The sequence below is a fragment of the Paenibacillus sp. FSL M7-0134 genome, from assembly GCF_038007865.1.
Classification (GTDB): domain Bacteria; phylum Bacillota; class Bacilli; order Paenibacillales; family Paenibacillaceae; genus Paenibacillus; species Paenibacillus polymyxa_B.
This window is the reverse complement of record NZ_JBBOXV010000001.1, coordinates 304,862-330,000: the sequence shown is the minus strand read 5'-3', so window position 1 is coordinate 330,000 and position 25,139 is coordinate 304,862. Positions and strand designations below refer to the sequence as shown.

The window sequence follows — 25,139 nt, the reverse complement described above, 5'->3', positions numbered from 1 at the left end:
AAGGCCCGCCAGAGAAGGTAAAAGCCCTGTAGTTCAAAACTTGTTCTCTCCGAGACGGATCCCGAGTAGTGCGGGGCACGTGAAACCCCGTATGAATCCGGCAGGACCATCTGCCAAGGCTAAATACTCCCTGGCGACCGATAGTGAAGCAGTACCGTGAGGGAAAGGTGAAAAGCACCCCGGAAGGGGAGTGAAATAGATCCTGAAACCGTGTGCTTACAAGAAGTCAGAGCCCGATCTATGGGTGATGGCGTGCCTTTTGTAGAATGAACCGGCGAGTTACGTTCCCGTGCAAGGTTAAGGTGAAGAGCTGAAGCCGCAGCGAAAGCGAGTCTGAATAGGGCGAATGAGTACGTGGACGTAGACCCGAAACCGGGTGATCTACCCCTGTCCAGGGTGAAGGTGCGGTAACACGCACTGGAGGCCCGAACCCACGCATGTTGAAAAATGCGGGGATGAGGTGGGGGTAGCGGAGAAATTCCAATCGAACCCGGAGATAGCTGGTTCTCCCCGAAATAGCTTTAGGGCTAGCCTCGGAAATAGAATCGTGGAGGTAGAGCACTGATTGGGTGCGGGGCCCGCAAGGGTTACCAAGCTCAGTCAAACTCCGAATGCCATAGATTTAGTTCCGGGAGTCAGACAGTGAGTGCTAAGATCCATTGTCGAAAGGGAAACAGCCCAGACCATCAGCTAAGGTCCCCAAGTGTGTGTTAAGTGGGAAAGGATGTGGAGTTGCACAGACAACCAGGATGTTGGCTTAGAAGCAGCCACCATTGAAAGAGTGCGTAATAGCTCACTGGTCGAGTGACTCTGCGCCGAAAATGTAACGGGGCTAAACACACCACCGAAGCTATGGCTTGATGCTTGCATCAGGGGTAGGGGAGCGTTGAATGCGGGTTGAAGGTGTACCGTAAGGAGCGCTGGACTGCATTCAAGTGAGAATGCCGGTATGAGTAACGAAAAGATCTGTGAGAATCAGATCCGCCGAAAGCCTAAGGGTTCCTGAGGAAGGTTCGTCCGCTCAGGGTAAGTCGGGACCTAAGGCGAGGCCGATAGGCGTAGTCGAAGGACAACAGGTCGAAATTCCTGTACCACCGTAATCCGTTATGAGCGATGGGGTGACGCAGTAGGGTAGTGACGCGGACTGATGGATGTCCGTCTAAGCAGTGAGGCTGGTGTGTAGGCAAATCCGCACATCGTAAGGCTGGGCTGTGATGGGGAGCGAAAATTATAGTAGCGAAGGTCATGATCTCAGACTGCCAAGAAAAGCCTCTAGCCAGGAGAAGGTGCCCGTACCGCAAACCGACACAGGTAGGCGAGAAGAGAATTCTAAGGCGCGCGGAAGAACTCTCGTTAAGGAACTCGGCAAAATGACCCCGTAACTTCGGGAGAAGGGGTGCCTCGGTAGGGTGAATAGCCCGAGGGGGCCGCAGTGAAAAGGCCCAAGCGACTGTTTAGCAAAAACACAGGTCTGTGCGAAGCCGCAAGGCGAAGTATACGGGCTGACGCCTGCCCGGTGCTGGAAGGTTAAGGGGAGTGGTAAGCCTTCGGGCGAAGCTATGAACCGAAGCCCCAGTAAACGGCGGCCGTAACTATAACGGTCCTAAGGTAGCGAAATTCCTTGTCAGGTAAATTCTGACCCGCACGAATGGCGTAACGACTTGGGCGCTGTCTCAACGAGAGATCCGGTGAAATTTTAATACCTGTGAAGATGCAGGTTACCCGCGACAAGACGGAAAGACCCCATGGAGCTTTACTGCAGCTTGATATTGAATTTGGGTACGATCTGTACAGGATAGGTGGGAGCCGTAGAACTTTGAGCGCCAGCTTGAAGGGAGGCATCCTTGGGATACCACCCTGATCGTATCTAGGTTCTAACTTGGTACCGTGATCCGGTGCGAGGACAGTGTCAGGTGGGCAGTTTGACTGGGGCGGTCGCCTCCTAAAGAGTAACGGAGGCGCCCCAAGGTTCCCTCAGAATGGTTGGAAATCATTCGAAGAGTGCAAAGGCAGAAGGGAGCTTGACTGCGAGACCTACAAGTCGAGCAGGGACGAAAGTCGGGCTTAGTGATCCGGTGGTACCGCATGGAAGGGCCATCGCTCAACGGATAAAAGCTACCCTGGGGATAACAGGCTTATCTCCCCCAAGAGTCCACATCGACGGGGAGGTTTGGCACCTCGATGTCGGCTCATCGCATCCTGGGGCTGAAGTAGGTCCCAAGGGTTGGGCTGTTCGCCCATTAAAGCGGTACGCGAGCTGGGTTCAGAACGTCGTGAGACAGTTCGGTCCCTATCTGTCGTGGGCGTAGGAAATTTGAGAGGAGCTGTCCTTAGTACGAGAGGACCGGGATGGACGTACCGCTGGTGTACCAGTTGTTCCGCCAGGAGCACCGCTGGGTAGCTATGTACGGAAGGGATAAGCGCTGAAAGCATCTAAGCGTGAAGCCCCCCTCAAGATGAGATTTCCCAATTAGTAAGACCCCTTGAAGACGACGAGGTAGATAGGTTGGGGGTGGAAGTGCAGTAATGCATGGAGCTGACCAATACTAATCGGTCGAGGGCTTATCCTAAAAATAAAACGCAAATGAGTTTCGAATCCAGTTTTCAGGGTGTAACCTTGAAGGTATGTAGAAATACATACAAGCGCATGGCTATTCATTCACACGATAAGTGATGAACCAAATAACCGTACGGGAGAAGCACAGCAAATTCATGTTTGGTGGCGATAGCGGAGGGGTTCCACACGTACCCATCCCGAACACGACCGTTAAGCCCTCCAGCGCCGATGGTACTTGGACCGCAGGGTCCTGGGAGAGTAGGACGTCGCCAAGCAGAGCTTTATGATTAATATTCCCTGATAGCTCAGTTGGTAGAGCACTCGACTGTTAATCGAGTTGTCACAGGTTCGAGTCCTGTTCGGGGAGCCATTTGCTCTCATAGCTCAGCAGGTAGAGTGCATCCATGGTAAGGATGAGGTCACCGGTTCGAACCCGGTTGAGAGCTTGTTATAGGATGGCCCGTTGGTCAAGGGGTTAAGACACCTCCCTTTCACGGAGGTAACAGGGGTTCGAATCCCCTACGGGTCATAGGATATTATGGAGGCTTAGCTCAGCTGGGAGAGCATCTGCCTTACAAGCAGAGGGTCGGGGGTTCGAGCCCCTCAGCCTCCACCATTTTTCATCCTCTTACCTGGATGAAATCTTGGGGAATTGTGAATCATATGCATATTGGGGATTAGCCAAGCGGTAAGGCAACGGACTTTGACTCCGTCATGCATAGGTTCAAATCCTATATCCCCAGCCATTAAGAGCCATTAGCTCAGTTGGTAGAGCACCTGACTTTTAATCAGGGTGTCGAAGGTTCGAGTCCTTCATGGCTCACCATTGTATTACATGCGCGTGTGGCGGAATTGGCAGACGCACTAGACTTAGGATCTAGCGTCTTTGACGTGGGGGTTCAAGTCCCTCCACGCGCATCTTGTTTTTGCGGACGTGGCTCAGCGGTAGAGCATCGCCTTGCCAAGGCGAGGGTCGCGGGTTCGATTCCCGTCGTCCGCTCCATATTTGCGCCCTTAGCTCAGCTGGATAGAGCGTTTGACTACGAATCAAAAGGCCGGGAGTTCGAATCTCTCAGGGCGCGCCATATTTTAAAAAATTATATCGGGATGTAGCTCAGCTTGGTAGAGCACCTGGTTTGGGACCAGGGGGTCGCATGTTCAAATCGTGTCATCCCGATACTATTTTGCGGGTGTAGTTCAATGGTAGAACTTCAGCCTTCCAAGCTGATAGCGTGGGTTCGATTCCCATCACCCGCTTACCGATTACCTAGAAGCCGAAAGGCTTCTTTTTATTTTGTCCACATTACATTTACTTCTATGTATATAAGCTAGTGCAATTATGTCTCCTGTCATGCACAGTTGGGGATGACTTGTGCATATTGTACATAGGCTCTTGTTACTTTTGACACCTAGATCCCGAATTTCCCCTCTAACGTTCCCCTTTCTCCTGCAGTAAGGCTAATTTCGTGATCAAATCCTTTAAATATAGGAATCCTATAGCTATTATGGTACGAATTCATGGTGATAACTCAACAGTTGCTCTTGGGTTGTGCACATTTCCCTTTATTTATGTGGGTAAAAAGCGAAGTGTTAAAGAGGAAATACCCTAGAAACACTGAGAAAATGGCTAATTTGTGTATATCTTTGTGGATAGAAGGCTAATGGAGTTGACTTTGTCAACAAATAATAAACATATACACACTATGTCGCATGAATTTGTACCTTTAAAAACACACTCTTTATAAGAGACTGTGCATAATGTTTCACGCATCACTAGTGTATACATTCATTTCTATTTATTAATTTCATATTTATTCATAACAATCCAATATTTTCTCGAAAGAAGTAATTCAAAAAGATGATTTTTTACTGTAAATTTTGCAGCTTTTCATGCGTTTTTATTGTATGATGTTAAGAAAGTGTCAAATTTCGTGTGTATACGTACCTTTGCTACAACTGTATATGGTGTGGAACAGATCAGATGGGGGGAAAAGCATGACTGAGCTTACGTTAACCGCTAACAAAAACCAATCCAACAATCTGCTACGGCGGGACGTTCGTTTTCTAGGGAATATTCTTGGTGAGGTTTTGGTTCATCAGGGTGGCAACGAACTTTTGGATATCGTGGAGAAAATACGTGAGACAAGTAAATCGTTACGTGCCGGGTATCAGCCGGAGTTGTATGAGAATTTCAAACAAATGGTCAGCGGACTGGATACGGATATTCGTCACCAGGTTATTCGCGCGTTTGCGATTTATTTTCAGTTGGTGAATATCGCTGAGCAAAACCATCGTATTCGTCGTAAGCGGGATTATGAGCATTCCGCTGGTGAAGATGTTCAGCCCGGTTCCATTGAAAGTTCCGTTCAGGAGCTTAAACAAGGGGGCTTCTCCGCTGAGGACGTTAGCAACTTGCTGAAAGAGCTCTCTTTGGAGCTAGTCATGACCGCACATCCTACAGAAGCGACACGACGAGTAATTCTGGATATCCACAAGCGCATTTCCGAGGACGTCATGCTGCTGGATAATCCGATGCTTACCTTGCGTGAGCGGGAACAGGTACGGGAGAATCTGCTAAACGAAGTAATTACGCTGTGGCAGACAGATGAGCTGCGTGATCGCAAGCCAACTGTATTAGATGAAGTGAGAAATGGAATGTATTATTTTCACGAGACCTTGTTTCATGTACTCCCAGATGTGTACCAAGAATTGGAACGATGTTTGGACAAATATTATCCCGAACAAAAATGGCACATACCCACTTATCTGAGATTTGGTTCCTGGATCGGTGGAGACCGGGATGGCAATCCGTCTGTGACAGCTCATGTGACTTGGGAAACGTTACGTATGCAGCGCAAGTTGGCTTTGAGAGAATATCAGCACACGTTAAAGGAACTCATGGGTTACTTGAGTTTCAGCACCAGCATTGTGCGAGTTTCCGATGATCTGCTGGCTTCTATTGAAGAAGACCGTACTCACATTACACTTAAAAAGATGGAAGTATGGCATAACGAAAAAGAGCCTTATCGCATTAAACTAGCATTTATGATTGCTAAAGTGAACAACATCCTGGATGAAAGCAAACAGGGCACCAATGAGCGTTATAATTCTGCGGAAGAGCTCATTGCAGACCTAAATGTTATTGACAACAGCCTGCGTCATCATTTTGCCGATTATGTAGCAAACACATATATTCAAAAGATGATTCGCCAGGTAGAGTTGTTTGGATTCCATACAGCTACGCTGGATGTGCGTCAGCATAGTCAAGAACATGAAAATGCGATGACTGAAATTCTTTCTAAAATGAATATTGTGTCGGATTACAGTAAGCTGTCAGAAGAAGAAAAAATAAATCTGCTGGAAAAGCTGCTGAATGAACCTCGTCCGATTACTTCACCGTATTTAAAATATAGCGATAGTACACAGGAATGTCTTGACGTATATCGTACGATTTATTTGGCTCAGGAGGAATTCGGCAAGCAGTCCATTACAAGCTACTTGATCAGTATGACTCAGGGAGCCAGTGACTTACTGGAGGTTATGGTCTTATCCAAAGAGGTAGGCCTGTTCCGCATCGAGAAGGATGGTACTGTTATCTGTACGCTGCAATCCGTCCCTTTGTTCGAAACGATAGATGATCTGCATGCTGCACCTGATATTATGAGAAGATTGATGAACTTGCCTGTATATCGACAATCTGTGGCTGCGATGGACCAGCTTCAGGAGATTATGCTGGGATACTCGGACAGTAATAAAGATGGCGGTGTGGTTACAGCGAACTGGGAACTTCGGGTCGCTATGAATAGCATTACGGAAGTAGTTAATGAGTTTGGCGTAAAAGTGAAGTTTTTCCATGGTCGTGGAGGTGCGCTGGGTCGTGGTGGAATGCCACTTAATCGCAGTATTTTGGCTCAGCCTCCTCATACGATTGGAGGCGGAATCAAGATTACGGAGCAAGGCGAAGTACTATCATCCCGATACTCGCTTAGAGGCATCGCGTACCGGAGCTTGGAGCAGGCAACATCGGCGCTGATTACGGCTGTGGCATATCATCGTTCCGGGAAGAAGGAAGTGTTTGAGGAGAGCTGGGAGGAGATTATCGCCCGCATTTCCCAAGTATCACTGGATAAGTATCAGGATTTGATTTTCCGAGATCCAGATTTCTTCAACTTCTTCAAAGAATCTACACCGTTGCCTGAGGTGGGCGAGCTGAATATTGGATCTCGTCCGTCCAAGCGTAAGAACAGCGAACGTTTTGAGGACTTGCGCGCCATTCCATGGGTTTTTGCATGGACACAAAGCCGTTACTTATTACCTGCGTGGTATGCGGCTGGAACAGGTTTGCAAAGCTTCTATCAAAACAATGAGGATAACCTTAAAGTGCTGCAAACGATGTTTAGGGACTCTGCTTTCTTCCGGTCACTTATTGATACACTGCAAATGGCAATCGCTAAAGCGGATTTACTGATTGCAGAAGAGTACGCTGGGATGTCGGATAACGAAGAGGCCCGGCAGCGCATTTTCGGACAGATTTCAGCGGAGTTCAAGCTGACATCTGAGTTGATTTTGAAAATAACCGGACAATCCGAGATTTTGGACGACGTGCCGGTTATTCAGGAATCTATCCGGTTGCGTAATCCTTATGTTGATCCGTTAAGTTACTTGCAGGTTCAATTGCTAAGTGAGCTACGGGAGCTGCGGGATCAGAACGGTGATGACACTGAAATGCTGCGTGAGGTATTGTTGACGATTAACGGAATTGCCGCAGGCTTAAGAAATACGGGCTGATATAGTGTGGTTGTACGAATACAGGCAATCGGGTACTCATGGGGTGCCCGATTGTGCTGTTTGTATATTGATGGCAGGTGTGCTTGCAGTTAGTAACAATACTACAGTTGATTTCCGGATAAAATTAAACTACGATGAATAATCATAAACATGTAGTAAGTAACCCATCAGCAAGTCTGGGGGAGTATAGAGTGGATAATATGGAAAGCCGCTTGGTGAGGCTGGTACAGAAAGGTGATCAGCGAGCTTTTGCGGAGTTAGTCGAGTTATATAAAGATCGGATTTTTCATCTTTCCTACCGGATGCTAGGTAATCGCCATGAGGCGGAGGATCTGGTGCAGGAAACTTTTTTGCGTGTGTATCGTAATTTGGAAAAATACGATCATGGACAGAAGTTCTCAACCTGGATTTATCGAATTGCTACAAATCTGTGCATTGATCGTCTGCGAAGGAGAAAACCTACATACTCACTTGATGCTGAAATGAATGATCAGGAAGGTGTCGATGGGTACGCCATGCTCGCCAGTGAAGAGCTTACCCCTGAGGGGAGTACGCTTCTGTCCGAAACGCAGGCTTTAATTCATGACGCCATTGACAGCCTTCCGGATAAATATAGGACGATTATGGTTTTACGGTACTTGCAGGAGCTTTCCTTACAGGAAATCAGCGATGTGCTCAATCTCCCAGTCACCACGATTAAGACAAGAGTACACAGGGGCCGGGATTTTCTGCGCAAAAAACTGGAGCACAAGCTATAGATCATGCGCATAGATTCTAGGAAAAGAGTCTGCGTAGATGTTTTTATGAAACATAATGCTCGTTGTAACGTATGTAAGATGAGCAAAGTTTCTAAGCCGGAGCATGTTATGTTGAGAAACACGGAAGAATATTAGAAAGGATTGGCTCATATGGATTGCAAACAAGCCGTCTCTTTTATGCATGACTATCTAGATGGCGACCTGTCTGAGCAGGACAAACATGAGTTGGAACAGCACTTGTTAGACTGCCCGGAATGCCGCATGCGTTTTAAAGAGCTGGAGCGGACGGATGCGATGCTTTACGGTACACGCTATCATCAAGTGCCGTGTGTATCGGATGAGCTGACATTTCGCATTATGAATGCTTTGCCACCGCATAAAAGACAGACTGCGGTGCCTATGCTGACGTGGGTGAAAAGGCATCCCGCTGTAACAGCCGCTGCCTTCTTCCTTATTGTTATATGCTCAAGCATGGCCAGCTTTTCTAGCACGGACCATCAATTGGTAGTCAAAGGAAGCCAACTGGATCAAGTCGTTATTCAGGGTGATACTGTGATTGTGCCTGAAGGGAAATCCATTGCCGGAGATCTAACAGTGCAAAATGGTGAAGCCCGTGTATACGGCGATGTGGAAGGAAATGTAACTGTAATTGATGGTTCTTATTATCAAGCGTCCACCGCTCATATTGCAGGACAGGTTAAAAGTATTGATCAAACCTTGGATTGGATTTGGTACAAGGTTACTGATTTATTCGGGGGACCCTCTTCTCCATAAAAGAAGCTTGAAATGGCAAGGACGATATCGAGCGCCTCTTTCCGCTGGAAAAGGCGTTTTTTTGTATATGAAGCTGGCGAATTGTACTGTATTTTACTGATTTTAGCGGTTCTTTTGTCACACAGCTTGCAACGTGAGCCTGATCGTTATAACCTAGATAGAGAGAGCATACTGTGTACATATTACACCCACTCACTACAGAAAATTGCGGGGGCATGCGCATGTTGGATTATTTTGCGGACCTGACTTGGAAAGAGTCCATTAAAGATATTATCGACATTTTGATCGTAACCTATATTATGTATCAGCTTATTTTACTTGTTCGCGGAACGCGTGCAGTTCAATTGTTGAAAGGGATTCTGTTTCTGGTTGTCATTTGGGCGGTTAGTACCTGGTTTGATTTGTATACCCTCAAGTGGTTGATGAACCAGATGTTCACCTTTGGTGTGGTGGCTATCTTTATTATTTTTCAGCCTGAGTTGCGTCGTGCACTAGAACAGTTGGGGCGTGGCAAACTATTTGGGCGTTCGTCTGCGGATGATGAAGAGATTAACAAGTTAATCGGAGAAATGATTAAGGCGCTGAATTATTTATCACGTAGGAAAATAGGAGCTTTGGTCGTATTTGAGCGTGAGACAGGGCTAAACGAATATACAGAGTCTGGTATCAAGACACAGGCTGTAGTCAGTTCTGAACTGCTAATTAACATCTTCATTCCTAATACACCTCTGCATGATGGTGCGGTGATTATTCAAAATAAACAGATTGCTTCTGCGGCCTGTTATTTGCCATTATCGGAAAATCCGTTCATCAGCAAGGAGTTGGGAACCCGTCACCGGGCTGCGATTGGGGTGAGTGAGGTAACGGATGCCGTAACTGTCGTGGTGTCAGAGGAAACAGGGCAAATTTCTTTGGCCATTAATGGACAGGTCGTGCGCGACATTAAGGAAGAATCCCTAATCTCCAAGCTGTATGAGGAGTTGCGGCCAACACCGTCTTTGAAGGAAAAACGCGGCTCATTCTGGAATCGGAGGGGAGGCCGTGGAAATTCATGATGGACAAATGGATTAACAATAATACGATTTCCAAGATATTGGCGCTTGCGGTTGCTGTTCTGCTGTGGGGAATGGTCCATCTAGATACAGGTACACCTTCATCTACGCTGACCGTTTCTTATAATAATAAAGTGATTGATAATGTGGCCATTCAGGCCAGTGGTCTGGATGATTCAAAATATGTATTGTCTACCATGGATACTGACCATGTAAAGATGGAAGTTAGAGGACAGCGTTCTGTGCTGACTTCCTTTTTCGCGGATAATTATCAGGCAAAGCTAAACTTAAACGGCTTAGGAGCAGGCACTAAAACATTATCACTCGAACCGGATTTACCGGACGGGGTGGAATTGGTATCTATGACTCCTAACCGTGTTACAGTGACGATTGAGGAAAAACAAACGAAATCATTTAATGTATCTATAGTTCCTCAAGGAAATCCAGATGCGGGATTGCAGCTTGGTAAGCCTGTGATTGCTCCTCAAACCGTGAAGGTTACCTTGCCCAAAAGCCAGTTGAGTACCGTCACTGCCGTTCAGGGGGCTGTTAATACGGATGGCATCTCAGAAAAGTTTGAACAGAAGCGTGTAAAACTGAAGGCTTATAACAAAAAGGGACAGGAACTTACAGGAGCGGTCATTGAGCCATCCACTGTTTCCGTTGAAATTCCGGTAACTCAGCAGGCAAAATCTGTGCCTGTTAAGATTGTCTATTCCGGAGAGTTGCCAGACGGATTGGCGCTTTCTAAAGTCAATGCAAACGTGAAAGAAGCGGCGGTGTATGCATCGCAGGATGTATTGGGCAGCCTTAGTTCTTACGTCACGGCTACATTGGATTTAAGTCAATTTACGGAAGCGGGGACCCGTGCAGTTCAAGCTAATTTGGCAGCCCCCTCAGGTTCTGATAAAATCGAGCCAGGGTCAATACAAATTCAGGTGACCGTCGTTCCTTCCAATGAAGTCACAGATACGGAACGGACGCTGTCAGGCATCCCAATCGTTTTACAAGGTGCAGGAGATGGAGCGACTGCGACTGTTACAGCGCCCGCAGGCAAGACGATGGATGTTACTGTGAAGGGCCCGCAGGATATGGTAAACAATTTAACCAATGATGATATTAGTTTGGTGGCAGATGTAAGTGGCCTCGCGGCTGGTCAACACGAGGTTACTCTGAAAGTAGGCTTGCCTAAATATATTACGCAAGCCGGAAATGCTAGCCAACTAAAGGCAACGGTCAACATTGAGAGCCCTTCTACGCCTGCTGTAACGAATCCGAACAGTGAGAATGAATCAAACCCCTCTGGTAGTGGCGAAAAGGGGCAGGAGAGGCCACAGGAGGGGCAAGGCAGTCAAAGTGGAGACTCTGACGCTAAGACCGGGGACAACGCAGCTGCGGAGGATAAAACAAATCCTCATAACGGCGCAGATTCTTCTGCGAATGGAACCTCGGAGAACAGTCAGCCATAACATGTTTTATCTGTAGTAAATAATCATGATTTATTAGACAAAAAAAGGGAGTCATTTTACATGGGGAAATATTTTGGTACAGATGGTGTACGAGGCGTTGCTAATCAGGAACTTACAGCCGAACTGGCATATAGCATTGGCCGCTGCGGCGGATATGTTTTAGCAGGTAATGTAGAGAAACCGACAGTTGTTATTGGTATGGATACACGGATATCTGGACTGATGCTGGAATCGGCTCTTGTAGCCGGTTTGCTGTCCATTGGGGCTAATGTGGTTCGTCTAGGTATTGTTTCGACACCTGGGGTGGCATATCTCACACGTCAATTGAAAGCTGACGCTGGTGTGATGATCTCAGCATCCCACAATCCAGTTGAAGACAACGGCATTAAGTTTTTTGGCGGCGACGGTTTTAAATTGACAGACGAAACGGAATTGAAAATTGAAGAGCTGATGGATGCAAAAGAAGACCAACTGCCTCGTCCGATTGGTGGCGGATTGGGAACGGTTGTTGTAGACGAGCACTCCCGCTACGATTATCTGGAGTTCTTGAAAACAACAATTAGCCATTCTTTTGAAGGGTTAAAAATTGTACTGGATTGTGCAAACGGAGCAGCTTATGAGCTGGCGCCGAAGCTTTTTGCAGAACTGGGAGCTGAGGTACATACCATCGGTGCCGAGCCAAACGGTTTGAATATCAATGATCATTGCGGATCGACTCATCCTGAGAAGTTGAAAGAGGAAGTGCGCCGCTTGAAAGCGGATATTGGTCTGGCCTTTGACGGCGATGCCGACCGTCTGATCGCGATTGATGAGAACGGGGAAGAGGTAGACGGCGACTATATTCTCTGCATTTGCGGAGATGCAATGAACCGCGCGGGAAAACTTAAGGATAGCACCATTGTATCGACAGTGATGAGTAATATCGGTTTTTATAAAGCTACTGAAAAGCTGGCACTCAAGACTGCAAAAACTGCGGTCGGGGACCGTTATGTGATGGAAGAAATGCGTCGGGGTGGATTTAATCTGGGCGGTGAGCAGTCTGGTCATGTTATTTTCCTGGATCACAATACGACAGGCGATGGCATGCTGACCGGGATTCAGCTGGTAGATACCTTGAAAGCTTCTGGCAAGAAAATGAGTGAGCTAAAATCGCTCATGAAACAGTATCCGCAAGTGCTCGTAAATGTGCGTGTGCAGGACAAACGCAATTACGAGGGGAATCCTGCTATTGCAGAAGCAATTGAGCAGGTGGAACAACAATTGGGTGATAATGGGCGTGTATTGGTCCGTGCTTCAGGCACAGAATCACTTATTCGTGTGATGGCCGAAGGCCCGGATAAGGACGAACTGGAGCAATTTGTCGGTCAGATCGTAGATGTCGTGAAGAAAGAATTAGTTTAAAATTTTGTAAACGTCGGTTGCCTGCGAAAAAGAAGCAGGCAACGGCGTTTGCGGTTATTTACTAACGATTTATGACCTTCATGGTGTAATTATGAATAAAGTGTCATTGCCAAATGATACTTAGCTGAATATAATATAGGGATGCTGTGACTCAGATAGAGAAAGTGAGGGTTGTAAGGTTCGTAATACAAGCGCCAGAGCTTGATTTTGTGCGGGGGAACTTGGTGGAGAAGCAACGGATTCAGTTGAGATAAAGTTGCTCGCAAATCGGTTCACGACAAAACAAGCTGACGAGGTGAAGGTGTTCGAAACATTCGGCGGGGACCTTCCGGTGAAGCATCAAGCCGTAAACCGGCAGCGGAAAATGAACAGGCAACTGTTTACACAACGCACCGGTAGATGCCTTTATTATTTTATAACCTAAATTATAAGATTCATTTCATGAATGTGCGGCCATCATCATTGGCGTGCGCGGTTTGGGAATTTCGTTACATTCGTGAAGAGATGCCTGTAAATTCTATAGTTATCATTGACAACTTCATAGATGAATGAACTTTATTCCGCAATCTACCGCACACGTTAGTCCTGTGATGAGTCGTCTTGTGAAATGATGATCGGGAGGATAACGAATATGTGTGGCATTGTAGGATATATTGGTAATCAGAATACACAAGAGGTATTGATTGACGGATTGAAGAAGCTGGAGTATCGCGGTTATGACTCTGCGGGTATTGCCGTGTTTACAGATTCAGGATTGCAAGTAGCTAAGGCTAAAGGTCGTCTGGCGAATCTGGAAGCTAAACTGGATGGTACGCCATTGGTAGGCCATGCAGGTATCGGACATACACGTTGGGCAACGCACGGTAAGCCTTCTGATGAAAACTCCCATCCACATTTGGATGAGAGCCAAAAGTTCTCTGTAGTTCACAACGGAATTATTGAGAACTATCTGGAGCTGAAGGAGCAGCTGATTAGCGAAGGTCATACCTTTATTTCCGAAACGGACACGGAAGTTATTTCCCATCTGGTTGCGCGTGAATATAAAGGGGATATCGTTAAAGCAGTACAAAAAGCAATTACCTTTATGCGCGGTGCTTTTGCACTGGGTGTGCTGACAGAGCACGAGCCTAATAAGCTGGTTGCTGTTCGTCAAGCTAGCCCGCTGGTTATTGGTGTGGGAGAAGGCGAGAACTTTATCGGTTCCGACATTCCGGCTATTCTGAAATATACACGCAATGTATTTATTTTGAACGATGGCGAAATGGCTGTTTTGACCAGTGATGCTGTCGAATTAATGACAATCGAAGGCCAATTTATTTCTCGGGAAATGATTCATGTCGAATGGGATGCTGTAACAGCAGAAAAAGGCGGCTATGAGCATTTTATGCTGAAAGAAATTCACGAGCAGCCTAAGGCTTATCGTGACACAATGTTGGGCCGTATCGATAAAGATACTAAAAAAGTTGTTCTTCCTGAGCTGAAGCTGACAGAAGAACAAATTAAAAATATCCGCAACATTCAAATTGTCGCGTGTGGTACAGCTTACAATGCTGGTTTGATTGGTCGTACAGTTATTGAAAGTCTGGCTCGTATACCGGTAGAAAACGATGTGGCTTCCGAATATCGTTATCGTTCACCTATCGTAACACCAGAGACATTGGTGATCGTAGTGAGCCAATCCGGTGAAACTGCTGACACGTTGGCAGCACTGCGTGAAGCACAAGCAAATGGCGCTCATGTACTGGCGATTACCAACGTAGTCGGCAGCTCCATTGCCCGTGATGCAGATGATGTGTTGGTTACACTGGCAGGACCGGAAATTGCCGTAGCCTCCACTAAAGCATATTCTTCACAATTGATTGCGTTCTATCTGTTTGGTTTGTATCTCGCTCAAGTGCGTGGCACACAAACGGGTGAGCAAGTAGCTCATGTGCTGGCTGCTATGGAATCTCTGCCAGAGCAAGTGGAAGAGATGCTGGGTAAAGCAGATGCGATCAAAGCCTATGCTGAGCAAATTGCAAGCCACAAGCACCTGTTCTTTATTGGTCGCGGTCAGGACTATGCTGTAGTACAGGAAGGCTCCCTGAAGCTCAAGGAAATCTCCTACATTCATTCCGAGGCTTATGCTGCGGGTGAATTGAAGCATGGTACACTGGCATTGATTGAAGACGGCATTCCGGTTATCGCTTTGGTAACACAGGAATCCGTGTTGGAGAAAACCGTGAGCAACATTAAGGAAGTTAAGGCTCGTGGTGCAGATGTTCTTGCGATTACGTACGAAGAGCACGCAGTTGAGTTGCTGAAGTCCGTGGATCAGGTATTTGCCATTCCAAAGACACTTCCAATCCTGTCTGCTGCAATTTCGGTTGTATCTCTCCAACTGTTGGCTTACTACGCTTCTCTTGCACTGGGTCATGATGTTGACAAACCACGTAACCTGGCGAAAAGTGTTACCGTAGAATAAGCTTTAGTAAAATGCTAAACTAATTGTCTGGTGATAAAAAAGTGCGGAACCAGTAAAAGAATGTATGGAACCAATAAAAAAACTGTGGAACCAGTAAAAAAAGTATGGAACTAGTTATTTTACAAACATCAAGAAAGATCCCGATGATATTATATCGGGATCTTTTTAGCTTAGGAGGGCAATTATGTCTACAATAGGCCAACGAATTCGAACTATTAGAAAAACAAACAACTTAAATCAAATAAAGTTTGCAAATACAATTGGAATTTCTCAAGGAACGTTGAGTGAACTAGAGCAAGATAAATATAGACCCTAATTATAGCAATTAAAGAAAACTTCAATTCCCATATAGAGTGGTTAATCTTTGGAGATACGCCTGTATCAAAGAACCCTATTTTTAATTTAGCTAATTGAAGCCTAGGAACTAGAACTTATTTCTTTGTTTCGAGAACTTACTAAAGAAGATAGAGATGAAATTATTGATTTTATAAAGCTGAAGATTGTTCGGTACTAATCTTTCCCGGAAGCTTCTTATTAAGATGCCTTAAAAATGTTAAAAGAAAATAAAGTATTAGACCGTAAAACAAAGTTCTAGACTAAGAAAATAAAGATATAGATTGAGAAAATAAAGTCTTAGACTGACGATTCGTCATTAAGCTAACGGGCAGGTTAGTGATGGTGGCTACCGCCAAAAGTCTTGGAATCCCTTTAAAGAAGAGAAATACACTTAACATCAAATTTTGGTTATATCGTTTTAGAAGAGTTCTACTAGTAAGTCATAAGTCCATCTCCATTTTTTTCATAATCGGTTCTAAGCGCCGATTTTATTTCCGTGGAACAATTCAAAAGAACGGCCGCTGTTCGCATCGTTTGCGACAGGGCCGTTTTTTGTTTTTCGTAGGCTAGCTTCAAATTGCTATTCTTGCCAAACACTCATAGGGTCCCATGGCTTGATTTGATTACCATATTTTCCGGCCAAAAAAGCTTTCATGTCTTCCAGCTTAGCAGGCACCTCGTTCCAAATTGGAAGGGGTGGTAACCCTCGTTTGCTTTTCAATAGGATATCCACTGTAACATACAAGCGTTCTGGCTGAATCCAATGAAGAAAGCGGGAAATATCAATTTGCTTGGTCAGGGACAAGGAATCAATTTCGCCATTGTAATGCTTGTTGAACTCGCTGATCAGATTCAGGAGGTAGTCTCTCTGCTCCTTCACGAAGTCCAGGCCACAGATGGCGCCATGTCCTGGAACAACGATTTCGGGTTTAATTTCATCAATAATGCGATCAAGCACTTTAACCCAATTGAGGGTTCCCTCTTCGCTGTATGCCGTACAACCGTTAAACACGACATCGCCGGCGAACAGCACTTTTTCTTTTGGCATCCACAGCAGTAAGTCACTGTCAGAGTGGGCCGGAGCTACGTTGTAAATCATAACTTCCGTATCTCCAAGACGGATGTTGATATCGTCCTTTATCTCAATATTCGGGAGCACCCAATCTACGCCTTCCAGGTCGAATCCTTCAAATTCCGCTGCAAAAAACCGCTCGCCCGAAGTCGATTCCGGAGAATCCTTTCCTCTTCTAATGACGCTGTCCATCCAGGCGATATTTTCGGTGAGACGCTCTCTGGACGCTTCCTTGTGCATAATAATGCAAGCATCTTCAAACACTTTGTTTCCCCAGGCATGGTCGCTGTTATAGTGCGAGTTCACCACATATGCGGGAGAGCCGCCGTTGCTTACTTCCATAAAAGCCTCCCGCATTTCCCGCGCATGGAACAAATCGAAGAACGTGTCATACACCAGCCCTTCACCCTTGTTGATGAACCCGGCATTGGCCCAACTGATGCCGCGATACGGCGAAATACCGGCAAAGACGCCATCTGCAACTTCAAAAAATTTAACACGAGGTTTTTGGATAATATGTCCATACTTCATGAAAATTCTCCTTTGCGTATATGTTTTTGGGGTAAGGCATACTGACTATGTCTTTATTATAGAGAATGGAAAACAGAAATGCAAGCATGTACTTGCATGCATTTTCTCTGTGCTATATGATAGTAACAGAACAACATCACACTACATAGATGGAGGCGCTGCAACATGAAGCTAGTAACCTTTCAAACCAAGACATCCCAGGAACCTTTGTTTGGGCTTGTAATTAACGAGAAATTTGTCGTGTCTTTTGCCGCAATCATGAAAAAGCAGGGAACATTCGTTGACAGTCTTGAATGTATGGACAGCTATCTTCATTATTTGCCGGCAAGTTATGATGCCGCTAAGGAATTGATGCAATATGCTGTCGAACAGTCGCATCAATTCAATGAACATGAAATCTGCCCGATTGCAGCGGTAAAACTGCTGCCGCCGGTTCCAAATCCGGCTGCGCTTATCGATTTTGGGCTGACGCCAAGACATCTGAGAAATGCTGGCGCAAATCTGCTGCAAAGAGAATATACAGGGCCGGAAAGAGAAGAGCTTAAACGAAATATTACTGAAAAATTCCAGAAAGATCCGAATAAAGTAACTTTCAGTTATTACAAGTGTAACCATAATGCATTAATTGGCGATGGGGATACGATTCATTGGCCTTCGTACACTTCCTACCTGGATATCGAGCCGGAGCTGGCCTTTGTTACAGGGAAGGGGAATTGCATTGCAGGTTATGTTATTTTTAACGACAGTACTGTCCGCGATGTGCAGTGGCCGGATTTCCAGGCGCTGACCGGACCGACGCGCTGCAAAGATTTTGATCGCAGCAAAGGAATAGGACCATTTCTGGTTACGCCGGATGAAATCGACAACCCGCTGGTACTGGATGTGGATGTACGCATCGGGGAGAGACTGCACTGGAAGGGAAGCACATCCGAGTATTCTGCACACCCTGCAAAAGTGATGGAGGAGGTTCTCAAAGTTTTCACGCCGCTCCCGGGCACGATTATAGGAATGGGGACGATACCGGATTGCTGCGCAATCGAGACCGAACAATGGCTGTTGCCCTCTGACCGAATCCAGATTACATTTGATAAATTAGGCACGCTCACGCAATTGGTGCCTGATCATGTCAAGATTACGGAACCAAGCCGCTGGGAAAAAAGAAGCGATTTGCCTTAAATAAACGTTTATGAAAATGATGAACCCCGACCCTGCTGCACATGCAAAACTTGTAGTAGAATAGGTTTAACATATGCAAAAGGAGAAATACAATGCAAACTTCAGACAGAATCATTGAAGCCGCGACACGGCTCATCAAAAAGAAGGGCTATCGGGGAGTAAGCACCAAAGCCATTGCAACGGAAGCTAAAGTCAATGAATCTACGATTTTCCGGCAATTTGGAAGCAAGAAAGGCATATTGGAAGCCATCATTGAAAGACATTCGGATATCCCGCAATTTGAGAAGCTGTTAAAAGAGGACGCGACCGATAATCCGGAAGTCGATCTGCTGAATGTAAGCCAGCAGTACCGTTTGTTTTTCCATAAAAATGCGGACATCATTTTGATTGGCATCCGCGACAAAGGAATGCTTCCCGAATTGGACAGAGTGCTGGCCGATCCGCCGGTGAAGCTGCACTCCTTGCTGGTTGAATATTTTGAACGCTTGCAGAAGAAAAAAGTTATAGCCAGACAGGATGAGCGTCTTGCCGCCATGTCTTTTCTCTCGATGTGCTACGGATTTCAGATGAGCGAGCTGATTCACCGGCAATATCAGTCCCAACTCGTCACCGAGGAAGAGTTCTACAAGCACAGTGTCTCATTGTTTGTAAAAGGAATTTTGTCTCAGTCATAAGCTTTGTTGATTTATTTAAATATGCCGAAGACTGCTTGCGCAGCTTTAACTCTAGAACAATTGAAAGAAGATGCACCAAGATGCTCGAAAGCTCGTTATACTGCAACCGGGACATTATTTCTGGCAAGGCTCCGTCATCAATGACATTCTAAAAAAATCCAAAAATATGGATATCTTTATCGTTGCTGATCGGGCGGAGCACCATGGAGAGCGAATTCTGCCAGCCAAAATGACCAATCCGAAGAAAAACCCGTTATATCACCGCTTAAATTCACGGGAAGTGGATGAGAAAATTGGACGAATCAAAAGGGGAAGATTCAAGGTCTTTATTGGTGCGGCTCCTGGAGTTGGCAAAACCTACACTATGCTGCAAGAGGGCAATCATCTTCTTAAAAAGGGCATTGATGTTGTAATTGGTTTGCTGGAAACGCATGGGCGAAAAGAAACCATCCAGCAGGTTGCAGAACTGCCATTAATCGAGCGCACAAAAATCAAATATTCAGGCACAGAACTTGTAGAAATGGATACTGGGGCAATCATCCGGCGGAATCCTGAACTGGTACTTGTCGACGAGTTGGCTCACACCAACGTTCCCAGTAGCAAAAACAAAAAGCGATATGAAGATGTATTGGAAATTTTGAATGCTGGGATTTCTGTCATTTCTACCGTTAACGTTCAGCATTTAGAGAGCTTAAATGATGCAGTGGAGCAAATTACAGGGGTGCGTTTCAGGGAAACCGTCCCGGATTCCATTCTTCGCCTTGCTGACGAGGTCGAGCTGATCGATGTGGCACCGCAGGCTCTACAAGCCCGTATGAAGGAAGGAAAGATATATGCCCGGGAGAAGATAGATCAGACTCTGGGGAACTTTTTTAAAATTGGAAATTTAATTGCTTTAAGGGAGCTGGCGCTTCGGGAAATTGCGGACGATGTGGATGAACGTCTGGAAGCATGGGAGCGCAAAAGTTCCTTACGTGGACCCTGGAATAAGCGGGAGGTCATTTTCGTATGCGTCAAGCTGAGTTCCAATGCAGAAAGGTTAATCCGGCGGGGATTTAGAATTGCATTCCGACTAAAGGTACAATGGATTGTCACATATGTACACCCAACGGATACGATGAATGAAGAGGAATTGATGAAAAAAGAGAAACTCGAAAGCCTGGTAGTGCGTCTAGGCGGGCATTTTGAAGTTGTGCCACTTGGGCATTCTGATAAGCTTGCAGATGTTCTTCTTGCCAGAGCTAATGAATATCATACTACCCAACTCATTATTGGTCAGAGTGACAGCCCCATATGGAAACGTTTACGGGAAGGAACAATTATCCAAAAGTTACTGCGCACTGCGCGGCATATGGATATTCTTGTGGTCGCCAATTACGATCCTCATATCAAGCGAGATACTCTTCCTGATAGTATTATGCAAGGTTAAGTATAAGAGAAGAGTATCATTGAATGCCTGCATTCAAATAAATGGAACCTCGTTATACTATGGTTAAAAACCATTTGAAAATTATATTGCAAAAGTTGTATCTTCAAAATCGTGTCCAGCTTACAAGATATGCGCTTGAACAAGGCACCTGAAAAGTGGGGAGAAGGTTGTTTTTATGCGCGCAATCAAGCTATATGTGGGGGCTGGTAAATCACAAATTGTCTCCAAGCTATGTCATCCCTCTTGCTACGTTTAACATACCAGGATTGAACATTTGCGCGAGTTTTTTCAATCCCTTCATTGTACTCATTCAAATATTAATAACGACTTGTTTACCATTGCCCACAATAACTGGCTCCTACTTCACATGCAAAGAGCCATTCGCTTTACTAAAATCCGAAAGAACATGTTTTATTTTTTAAATAGAGATAAAGTTGAACAAACCCACTCTTTTTATACAACAACAATGTATTCAAAATTTCTCAGTCGCTTTGGCGAAGAAATGTTGTCGCAAATTGGGCTGTCAGATCAGGATATTGTGCTTCCTTCGCTCTGGGGAAAAGAGGCGTTGATTAATCCCCTTATCTACATTATTTATATGATTTATTTCTCTGATTCAGTGGCCAACTTTTTGAAATTAAAATCCGATGAGGGGCTAAGTAATAACGGATAATTATAAAATGACTTTTTTAATTGAAGGAGAAGCTTTAAATATGATTTGAGAACTCAACTTTATTGTATATAGACACTAATTTGTCTTCGGACAATAAAGTTGTGTACTAAACAATAAAGTTGTGTACTAAATATTAATGAAAAATAACAATAATATCTCTTCTTAGTAAGTATTTAACAAAAGTCCGATGAGCAAGTATCATCGGGCTTTTTTTATTAAATTCAGGAGGCGACTGCTTTGGCTCAATCAGAGCGAGTATAGTTGCATGACAAATCAAAGGGCTTTGAACCCTTTCCTGTATTGGTATCTTAAGTAATTGAAGCAGGAGAAATCCAAGTTTCTGTTAAAAACAGTATGAGAAATCAAGAGCTTATTGTCGCGATGAAAAAAATGTTTTTTTATCTAAAATACAAATGAATATATAATATATATAACTATTATAAATTAAGTATGTATTTCATTTTTATGGATGGTAGGTGGAGCAATGAAGACTTTGGGTGAAAAGATAAAGAGTATAAGAAAATTAAATAAGCTTAATCAAACTGACTTTTCATCTACTATTGGTATTTCTCAGGGTACATTAAGTGAATTGGAAAAAGATAAATACAAACCATCCTTAGAAACCGTAATTGCCTTAAACTAAATTTCGAAATTGATTTAGATTGGTTGTTACTTGATGAGGCGGCAACTTTTTATAGTGGATTATTTCAAGTTAAGTTAGATGATCTTGAATCAAAATTAATCTCAGGATTTCGAAAGTTAGACCTGGGCGATAAACAGGAAATAGAGGGAATTGTTGATTTGAAGTTAAAGCGGTATAGAGATAAATGAACCTTCGCGGAGCCGTGAAGGGGACTCATTATTGCAAAGCCTTCAGTAGTTATGTTTTAAGTTCACATTAGACATATGATCCATCCAATTGAGATGGACACACGGCTATCCATATAAATCTGGAAGAAGAAAGTCCTAATTTTTTACTATAGGGTCTCCGAAGCAAAAAGTGATTGATGTTATGGGAACTTCGATATCGATCATCGGAAACTCATGGACTTATGGGAATCAAATGTGGAATTGGACTCTAATGATCATATCATTGGGTGGAATAATATCAACCATAATTTGAAAGTATCTATTGGCTCAAGAAGAAGGGGACCGCTCCATTTACGATAGGATCTTCCATCCAAGATGTAATTGATGACATGGGCACACCGACGTCTATAAGATGTTCGTTACGAGTCCTGGTTTGAATATTAGTGACTCCTTGGAGTATATGCGTACACTCGTATATCCTTCTACAGCTCATGCGAAGCCATGAGTCGGGGGGGTCAAAGAGGAAATTCAAAGAATAGAGCTTCCTTTTGGAAGCTTGAATGTAGTGATCCCAAGTCCGCAGCTTAATGTCAAAGATGCACTTGGTCAATTAAGTGAGGATTCTTTAGTTTGTGCTGGGCGTATTAATTACGAGTTATTGATGGAGTATGCTGCAAAAGGTTTCTTTAAAAAATCTGAGATTAATCGGTTTCGTCAGTTAAAAAATATAACGACTAAGTATATACTGACCAAGCTGGAGAAAGACGAATGGATGCATAAATTTTTTCATAAAAAGCAACCCAATTTAAGATTCCTCTAAGACGACACTATCTGTAGCAGTGTTATTTTTCAAAGGGATTGGAGAATAAAAGAAAGCAACCTAAGATAATCCGACGGAGACCAAAGATGTGAAAATTACGTGCTGAGCGATTGTATATCAACCTCGATAACCAAGATATTTATGATGGTAAGACCTATTTTTTTATTCCTTAAAGCACAATTCATGGTATAATCTCACTAAATATACATCCTTTATAATTTACGCTTTTTTGTCGAAAGTTAGTTTATTAAGAAGCTAGCCTAGTACTGAAATCTCTCTTGAAAAATTATATATCACACATCTTAAAGTCAGGCACCTTGTTTTTACAATGGGGCTTTTTTTGCATTAAGAAACTACGAGGTGAATGGAGGGGCATTATGGCTCAAGCATATCCGATTCCCACCACGATAGAAAAATGGATAAAACAAGGTAAAGGCCAGGGGATGGGAAACCCGTAAAGCGCCAATTTATCCCCAAGAAGGATGCGGATCGGGCATACGAGATCATTCGAACGATAATGGAACGTCTGGAGTTAACGTTACACCCGACAAAAACGCGAATCGTCGGACTATGGACAGGAGAAGAAGGCTTCGACTTCCTAGGCATGCATCACCGAAAGACGAAGGCCGAAACTTCCGAAAGCCAAGTATATTATACGACCCAACAATGGCTGTGCCGTAAGGCAGAGGAACGAATTAGGGAAGTCGTGAAGGAACGACTAGCCCCTGCGAATATGCGTCACAAATCATTCCAAGAACATTTGGAATACTTAAACCCGAAAATACAGGGTTGGCGTAACTACTACGTTACGACCTACAGCCAAAGGAAGATGGCTAAACGTGACTGGTACATCCTTCAGCGACTCACAAAATGGTATGCCAAGAAGCGTATGAGGGAAAACCTCACGTACGGTTTGATGAGGAGGGGCAGAATTTATCTGCCCTTTACTCTAGCAGAGGCGCAGTGAAGACGGCGGGATACAAAACTATGCCGGCTGCCATCCGGGCGGACGCTACGGCCAGCTTCCAGCCGGGCAGTTCCAACCGAGTATCCAACGGATTTTCCAGCAGAATATCCAGCAGACATCCAGTCACGTTTCCAGCCAGGCTTCCAGAAATTCGTCAGGTAATCATGTTAAGTTATCGCAAAGCGCAAGGATTCGGAGCACCGGCAGAGAATGTATACAGGGAAGATCTCCCAAATCGGCTGGCACCCCGCCTGAATGTCGACACGCGTCGAATTCCTCGATTGATGGCAAACCATTCCCAGCGTTTCTTCTCCATTCGCTCTTTTTAGGCAAAATATTAACACCTTGACCAAATTTAACTAAAGTTTTACTATACATTCTTCGGAATTTTGATATAATTTTACTTAGGTTACCTTTCCAATTATGATAGAAAATAGAATTGGATGGTTTTTATACCTATCCAAGCTGTGTGCGAGAGACCAGTCCACTGGCTACCCAGCAAGCTGGCATGCGGGGACCGACAATTGTGGAAAATGACTGCCGAGAATATGTTGCTCCATGACTTCAGAAGGTTCAGAAAGGATGAAGCCGAGGCGAAGCGGATGACGGAGATCAGCTTCGAGAACGGGCTCATCATTGAAAGAGCCGGCAGAGGAGACTGCGTGCTGAAGATCATGCCTCCGCTGACCGTCTCGATGGAGCATCTGGCCGCCGGCTGCGACATTATCAAGTCCAGTATGCAGCAGGTGATCTCTCAGGAGACCCAGGATTTGCTGGTAACGAAAGCAGGTGGACGCCCCGGCAAGAGGCACGGAAGTGCCTTCTGGGGGTCGTGCGGCCCTGATGTTAAGATAACGTTTTCATCCCATTGGAAGATTTTCTCCCCATGCTGCCTGCGGTACCGTCAGGCAGCATGGAATTCACCGCCGATCCAAGGGCTGTCCCGTTTATGCCATACGGAGCATTCTTTGAGCCTCATGCAGCACCATTGTCACATCTAATCGTCAGGAAAAGCTCACTACCCCGCAGCCAGATCTTTACTTATCCACACCAGGCGGGGGAATACTAAAATCGTACATAGAGTGTATCAATATCCCTTAAACATAGGCTTCGACAAAGGCAGCTCCGGTGCCGAATACGGAGGTACGGTCGACTTCCTGCTGGCCAGCCGGAACCCTACAGCAAGCCTAACATCGATGGGTGGAACATCCCTTGTCCACCCCCAAATCTAATTCCGAACCCAATGTTAAACCAAAGCCCGTCTTCGGGCGGCTCGTCCGCAGCAAGCATATTGAAGCAGAGGAGCCGGAAGCAGCTGCATCTCTTGCGTAGAACGATGCTCTTTGTTGTCTTTCACGCATGGGAGCCGAGCGGGACAGCTGCTAGGC

General features: G+C 45.1%; 16 protein-coding genes, 11 tRNA genes, 2 rRNA genes and 3 pseudogenes (1 of these 32 cut by a window edge). 31 read left to right on the top strand and 1 reads right to left on the bottom strand.

Features of this window, described 5'->3' with window-relative positions:
- The 21 genes from NSQ58_RS01350 to NSQ58_RS26715 form a co-directional block, all read left to right on the top strand.
- Positions 1-2,570, top strand: a 23S ribosomal RNA gene (locus NSQ58_RS01350) (it extends 354 nt beyond the left edge of the window).
- Positions 2,571-2,715: 145 nt separating this feature from the next.
- A 5S ribosomal RNA gene (gene rrf, locus NSQ58_RS01345) occupies positions 2,716-2,832 on the top strand.
- A gap of 19 nt (positions 2,833-2,851) precedes the next feature.
- Positions 2,852-2,927, top strand: a tRNA-Asn gene (locus NSQ58_RS01340).
- Positions 2,928-2,930: 3 nt separating this feature from the next.
- A tRNA-Thr gene (locus NSQ58_RS01335) sits at positions 2,931-3,003 on the top strand.
- Positions 3,004-3,014: 11 nt separating this feature from the next.
- Positions 3,015-3,086, top strand: a tRNA-Glu gene (locus tag NSQ58_RS01330).
- 11 nt (positions 3,087-3,097) lie between these two features.
- Positions 3,098-3,173: transfer RNA gene (locus tag NSQ58_RS01325), tRNA-Val, on the top strand.
- A gap of 55 nt (positions 3,174-3,228) precedes the next feature.
- Positions 3,229-3,303, top strand: a tRNA-Gln gene (locus NSQ58_RS01320).
- Positions 3,304-3,307: 4 nt separating this feature from the next.
- Positions 3,308-3,383, top strand: a tRNA-Lys gene (locus tag NSQ58_RS01315).
- An 11-nt stretch (positions 3,384-3,394) separates the two neighbouring features.
- Positions 3,395-3,475 (top strand) — tRNA-Leu (locus NSQ58_RS01310).
- A 10-nt stretch (positions 3,476-3,485) separates the two neighbouring features.
- Positions 3,486-3,560, top strand: a tRNA-Gly gene (locus tag NSQ58_RS01305).
- Positions 3,561-3,565: 5 nt separating this feature from the next.
- A tRNA-Arg gene (locus tag NSQ58_RS01300) sits at positions 3,566-3,642 on the top strand.
- Positions 3,643-3,660: 18 nt separating this feature from the next.
- Positions 3,661-3,734, top strand: a tRNA-Pro gene (locus NSQ58_RS01295).
- 9 nt (positions 3,735-3,743) lie between these two features.
- Positions 3,744-3,814: transfer RNA gene (locus tag NSQ58_RS01290), tRNA-Gly, on the top strand.
- Between the two features lie 738 nt (positions 3,815-4,552).
- Positions 4,553-7,345 carry a phosphoenolpyruvate carboxylase gene (gene ppc / locus NSQ58_RS01285; protein WP_053326180.1) on the top strand — a complete coding sequence of 931 codons (2,793 nt, stop codon included), beginning with the start codon at positions 4,553-4,555 and terminating at the stop codon, positions 7,343-7,345.
- Positions 7,346-7,536: 191 nt separating this feature from the next.
- Entirely contained in the window at positions 7,537-8,103 is a 567-nt protein-coding gene (gene sigW, locus NSQ58_RS01280) for an RNA polymerase sigma factor SigW (protein ID WP_016818747.1), read from the top strand.
- A gap of 150 nt (positions 8,104-8,253) precedes the next feature.
- Positions 8,254-8,877, top strand: a complete 624-nt coding sequence (locus NSQ58_RS01275) for an anti-sigma factor (RefSeq protein ID WP_013312128.1) — start codon at positions 8,254-8,256, stop codon at positions 8,875-8,877.
- A gap of 221 nt (positions 8,878-9,098) precedes the next feature.
- Positions 9,099-9,932, top strand: a complete 834-nt coding sequence (gene cdaA, locus NSQ58_RS01270; protein ID WP_013312127.1) for a diadenylate cyclase CdaA — start codon at positions 9,099-9,101, stop codon at positions 9,930-9,932.
- The gene (locus NSQ58_RS01265; RefSeq protein WP_028542644.1) at positions 9,929-11,398 is read left to right on the top strand and encodes a CdaR family protein; all 1,470 of its coding nucleotides are present in this window, start codon (positions 9,929-9,931) and stop codon (positions 11,396-11,398) included. Before cdaA ends, NSQ58_RS01265 begins: the two co-directional genes overlap by 4 nt.
- Before the next feature lie 60 nt (positions 11,399-11,458).
- On the top strand, positions 11,459-12,799 hold the full coding sequence (gene glmM, locus NSQ58_RS01260; RefSeq protein ID WP_013312125.1) for a phosphoglucosamine mutase: 1,341 nt from the start codon (positions 11,459-11,461) through the stop codon (positions 12,797-12,799).
- Positions 12,800-13,430: 631 nt separating this feature from the next.
- Positions 13,431-15,263 (top strand): glutamine--fructose-6-phosphate transaminase (isomerizing), encoded by a 1,833-nt coding sequence (gene glmS, locus NSQ58_RS01255; protein ID WP_023990480.1) that lies wholly within the window; start codon positions 13,431-13,433, stop codon positions 15,261-15,263.
- A gap of 184 nt (positions 15,264-15,447) precedes the next feature.
- Positions 15,448-15,579: a helix-turn-helix domain-containing protein gene (locus tag NSQ58_RS26715; RefSeq protein ID WP_081365979.1), complete on the top strand. Its 132-nt coding sequence runs from the start codon at positions 15,448-15,450 to the stop codon at positions 15,577-15,579.
- A 600-nt stretch (positions 15,580-16,179) separates the two neighbouring features.
- Here NSQ58_RS26715 and NSQ58_RS01250 read toward each other — a convergent pair.
- Positions 16,180-17,202 (bottom strand): MBL fold metallo-hydrolase, encoded by a 1,023-nt coding sequence (locus tag NSQ58_RS01250; protein WP_068939586.1) that lies wholly within the window; start codon positions 17,200-17,202, stop codon positions 16,180-16,182.
- 165 nt (positions 17,203-17,367) lie between these two features.
- Here NSQ58_RS01250 and NSQ58_RS01245 point away from each other — a divergent pair, with 165 nt between their 5' ends.
- From NSQ58_RS01245 to NSQ58_RS01200, 10 genes and pseudogenes are all read left to right on the top strand, one after another.
- A complete protein-coding gene (locus tag NSQ58_RS01245) occupies positions 17,368-18,378 on the top strand; it encodes a fumarylacetoacetate hydrolase family protein (RefSeq protein WP_341056770.1) in 1,011 nt (336 codons plus the stop codon).
- A 92-nt stretch (positions 18,379-18,470) separates the two neighbouring features.
- Positions 18,471-19,052, top strand: a complete 582-nt coding sequence (locus NSQ58_RS01240) for a TetR/AcrR family transcriptional regulator (RefSeq protein WP_053326174.1) — start codon at positions 18,471-18,473, stop codon at positions 19,050-19,052.
- Positions 19,053-19,173: 121 nt separating this feature from the next.
- Positions 19,174-20,481 (top strand): annotated as a pseudogene (locus NSQ58_RS01235) (histidine kinase); the annotation flags it as partial.
- A gap of 62 nt (positions 20,482-20,543) precedes the next feature.
- Positions 20,544-20,633 (top strand): annotated as a pseudogene (locus NSQ58_RS01230) (DNA-binding response regulator); the annotation flags it as partial.
- Positions 20,634-20,755: 122 nt separating this feature from the next.
- Positions 20,756-21,154: a hypothetical protein gene (locus NSQ58_RS01225; protein WP_076265428.1), complete on the top strand. Its 399-nt coding sequence runs from the start codon at positions 20,756-20,758 to the stop codon at positions 21,152-21,154.
- Between the two features lie 484 nt (positions 21,155-21,638).
- Positions 21,639-21,797: a helix-turn-helix transcriptional regulator gene (locus NSQ58_RS01220; protein WP_341056768.1), complete on the top strand. Its 159-nt coding sequence runs from the start codon at positions 21,639-21,641 to the stop codon at positions 21,795-21,797.
- A gap of 732 nt (positions 21,798-22,529) precedes the next feature.
- Positions 22,530-22,784: a hypothetical protein gene (locus NSQ58_RS01215; protein ID WP_023990472.1), complete on the top strand. Its 255-nt coding sequence runs from the start codon at positions 22,530-22,532 to the stop codon at positions 22,782-22,784.
- Positions 22,785-23,301: 517 nt separating this feature from the next.
- Entirely contained in the window at positions 23,302-23,751 is a 450-nt protein-coding gene (locus NSQ58_RS01210; protein ID WP_245248337.1) for a group II intron maturase-specific domain-containing protein, read from the top strand.
- Positions 23,748-24,080, top strand: coding sequence for a hypothetical protein (locus NSQ58_RS01205; RefSeq protein WP_341056767.1), 333 nt, complete (start codon positions 23,748-23,750; stop codon positions 24,078-24,080). Before NSQ58_RS01210 ends, NSQ58_RS01205 begins: the two co-directional genes overlap by 4 nt.
- Before the next feature lie 252 nt (positions 24,081-24,332).
- A pseudogene (locus NSQ58_RS01200) lies at positions 24,333-24,533 on the top strand (diaminobutyrate--2-oxoglutarate transaminase); the annotation flags it as partial.
- Between the last annotated feature and the right edge of the window lie 606 nt (positions 24,534-25,139).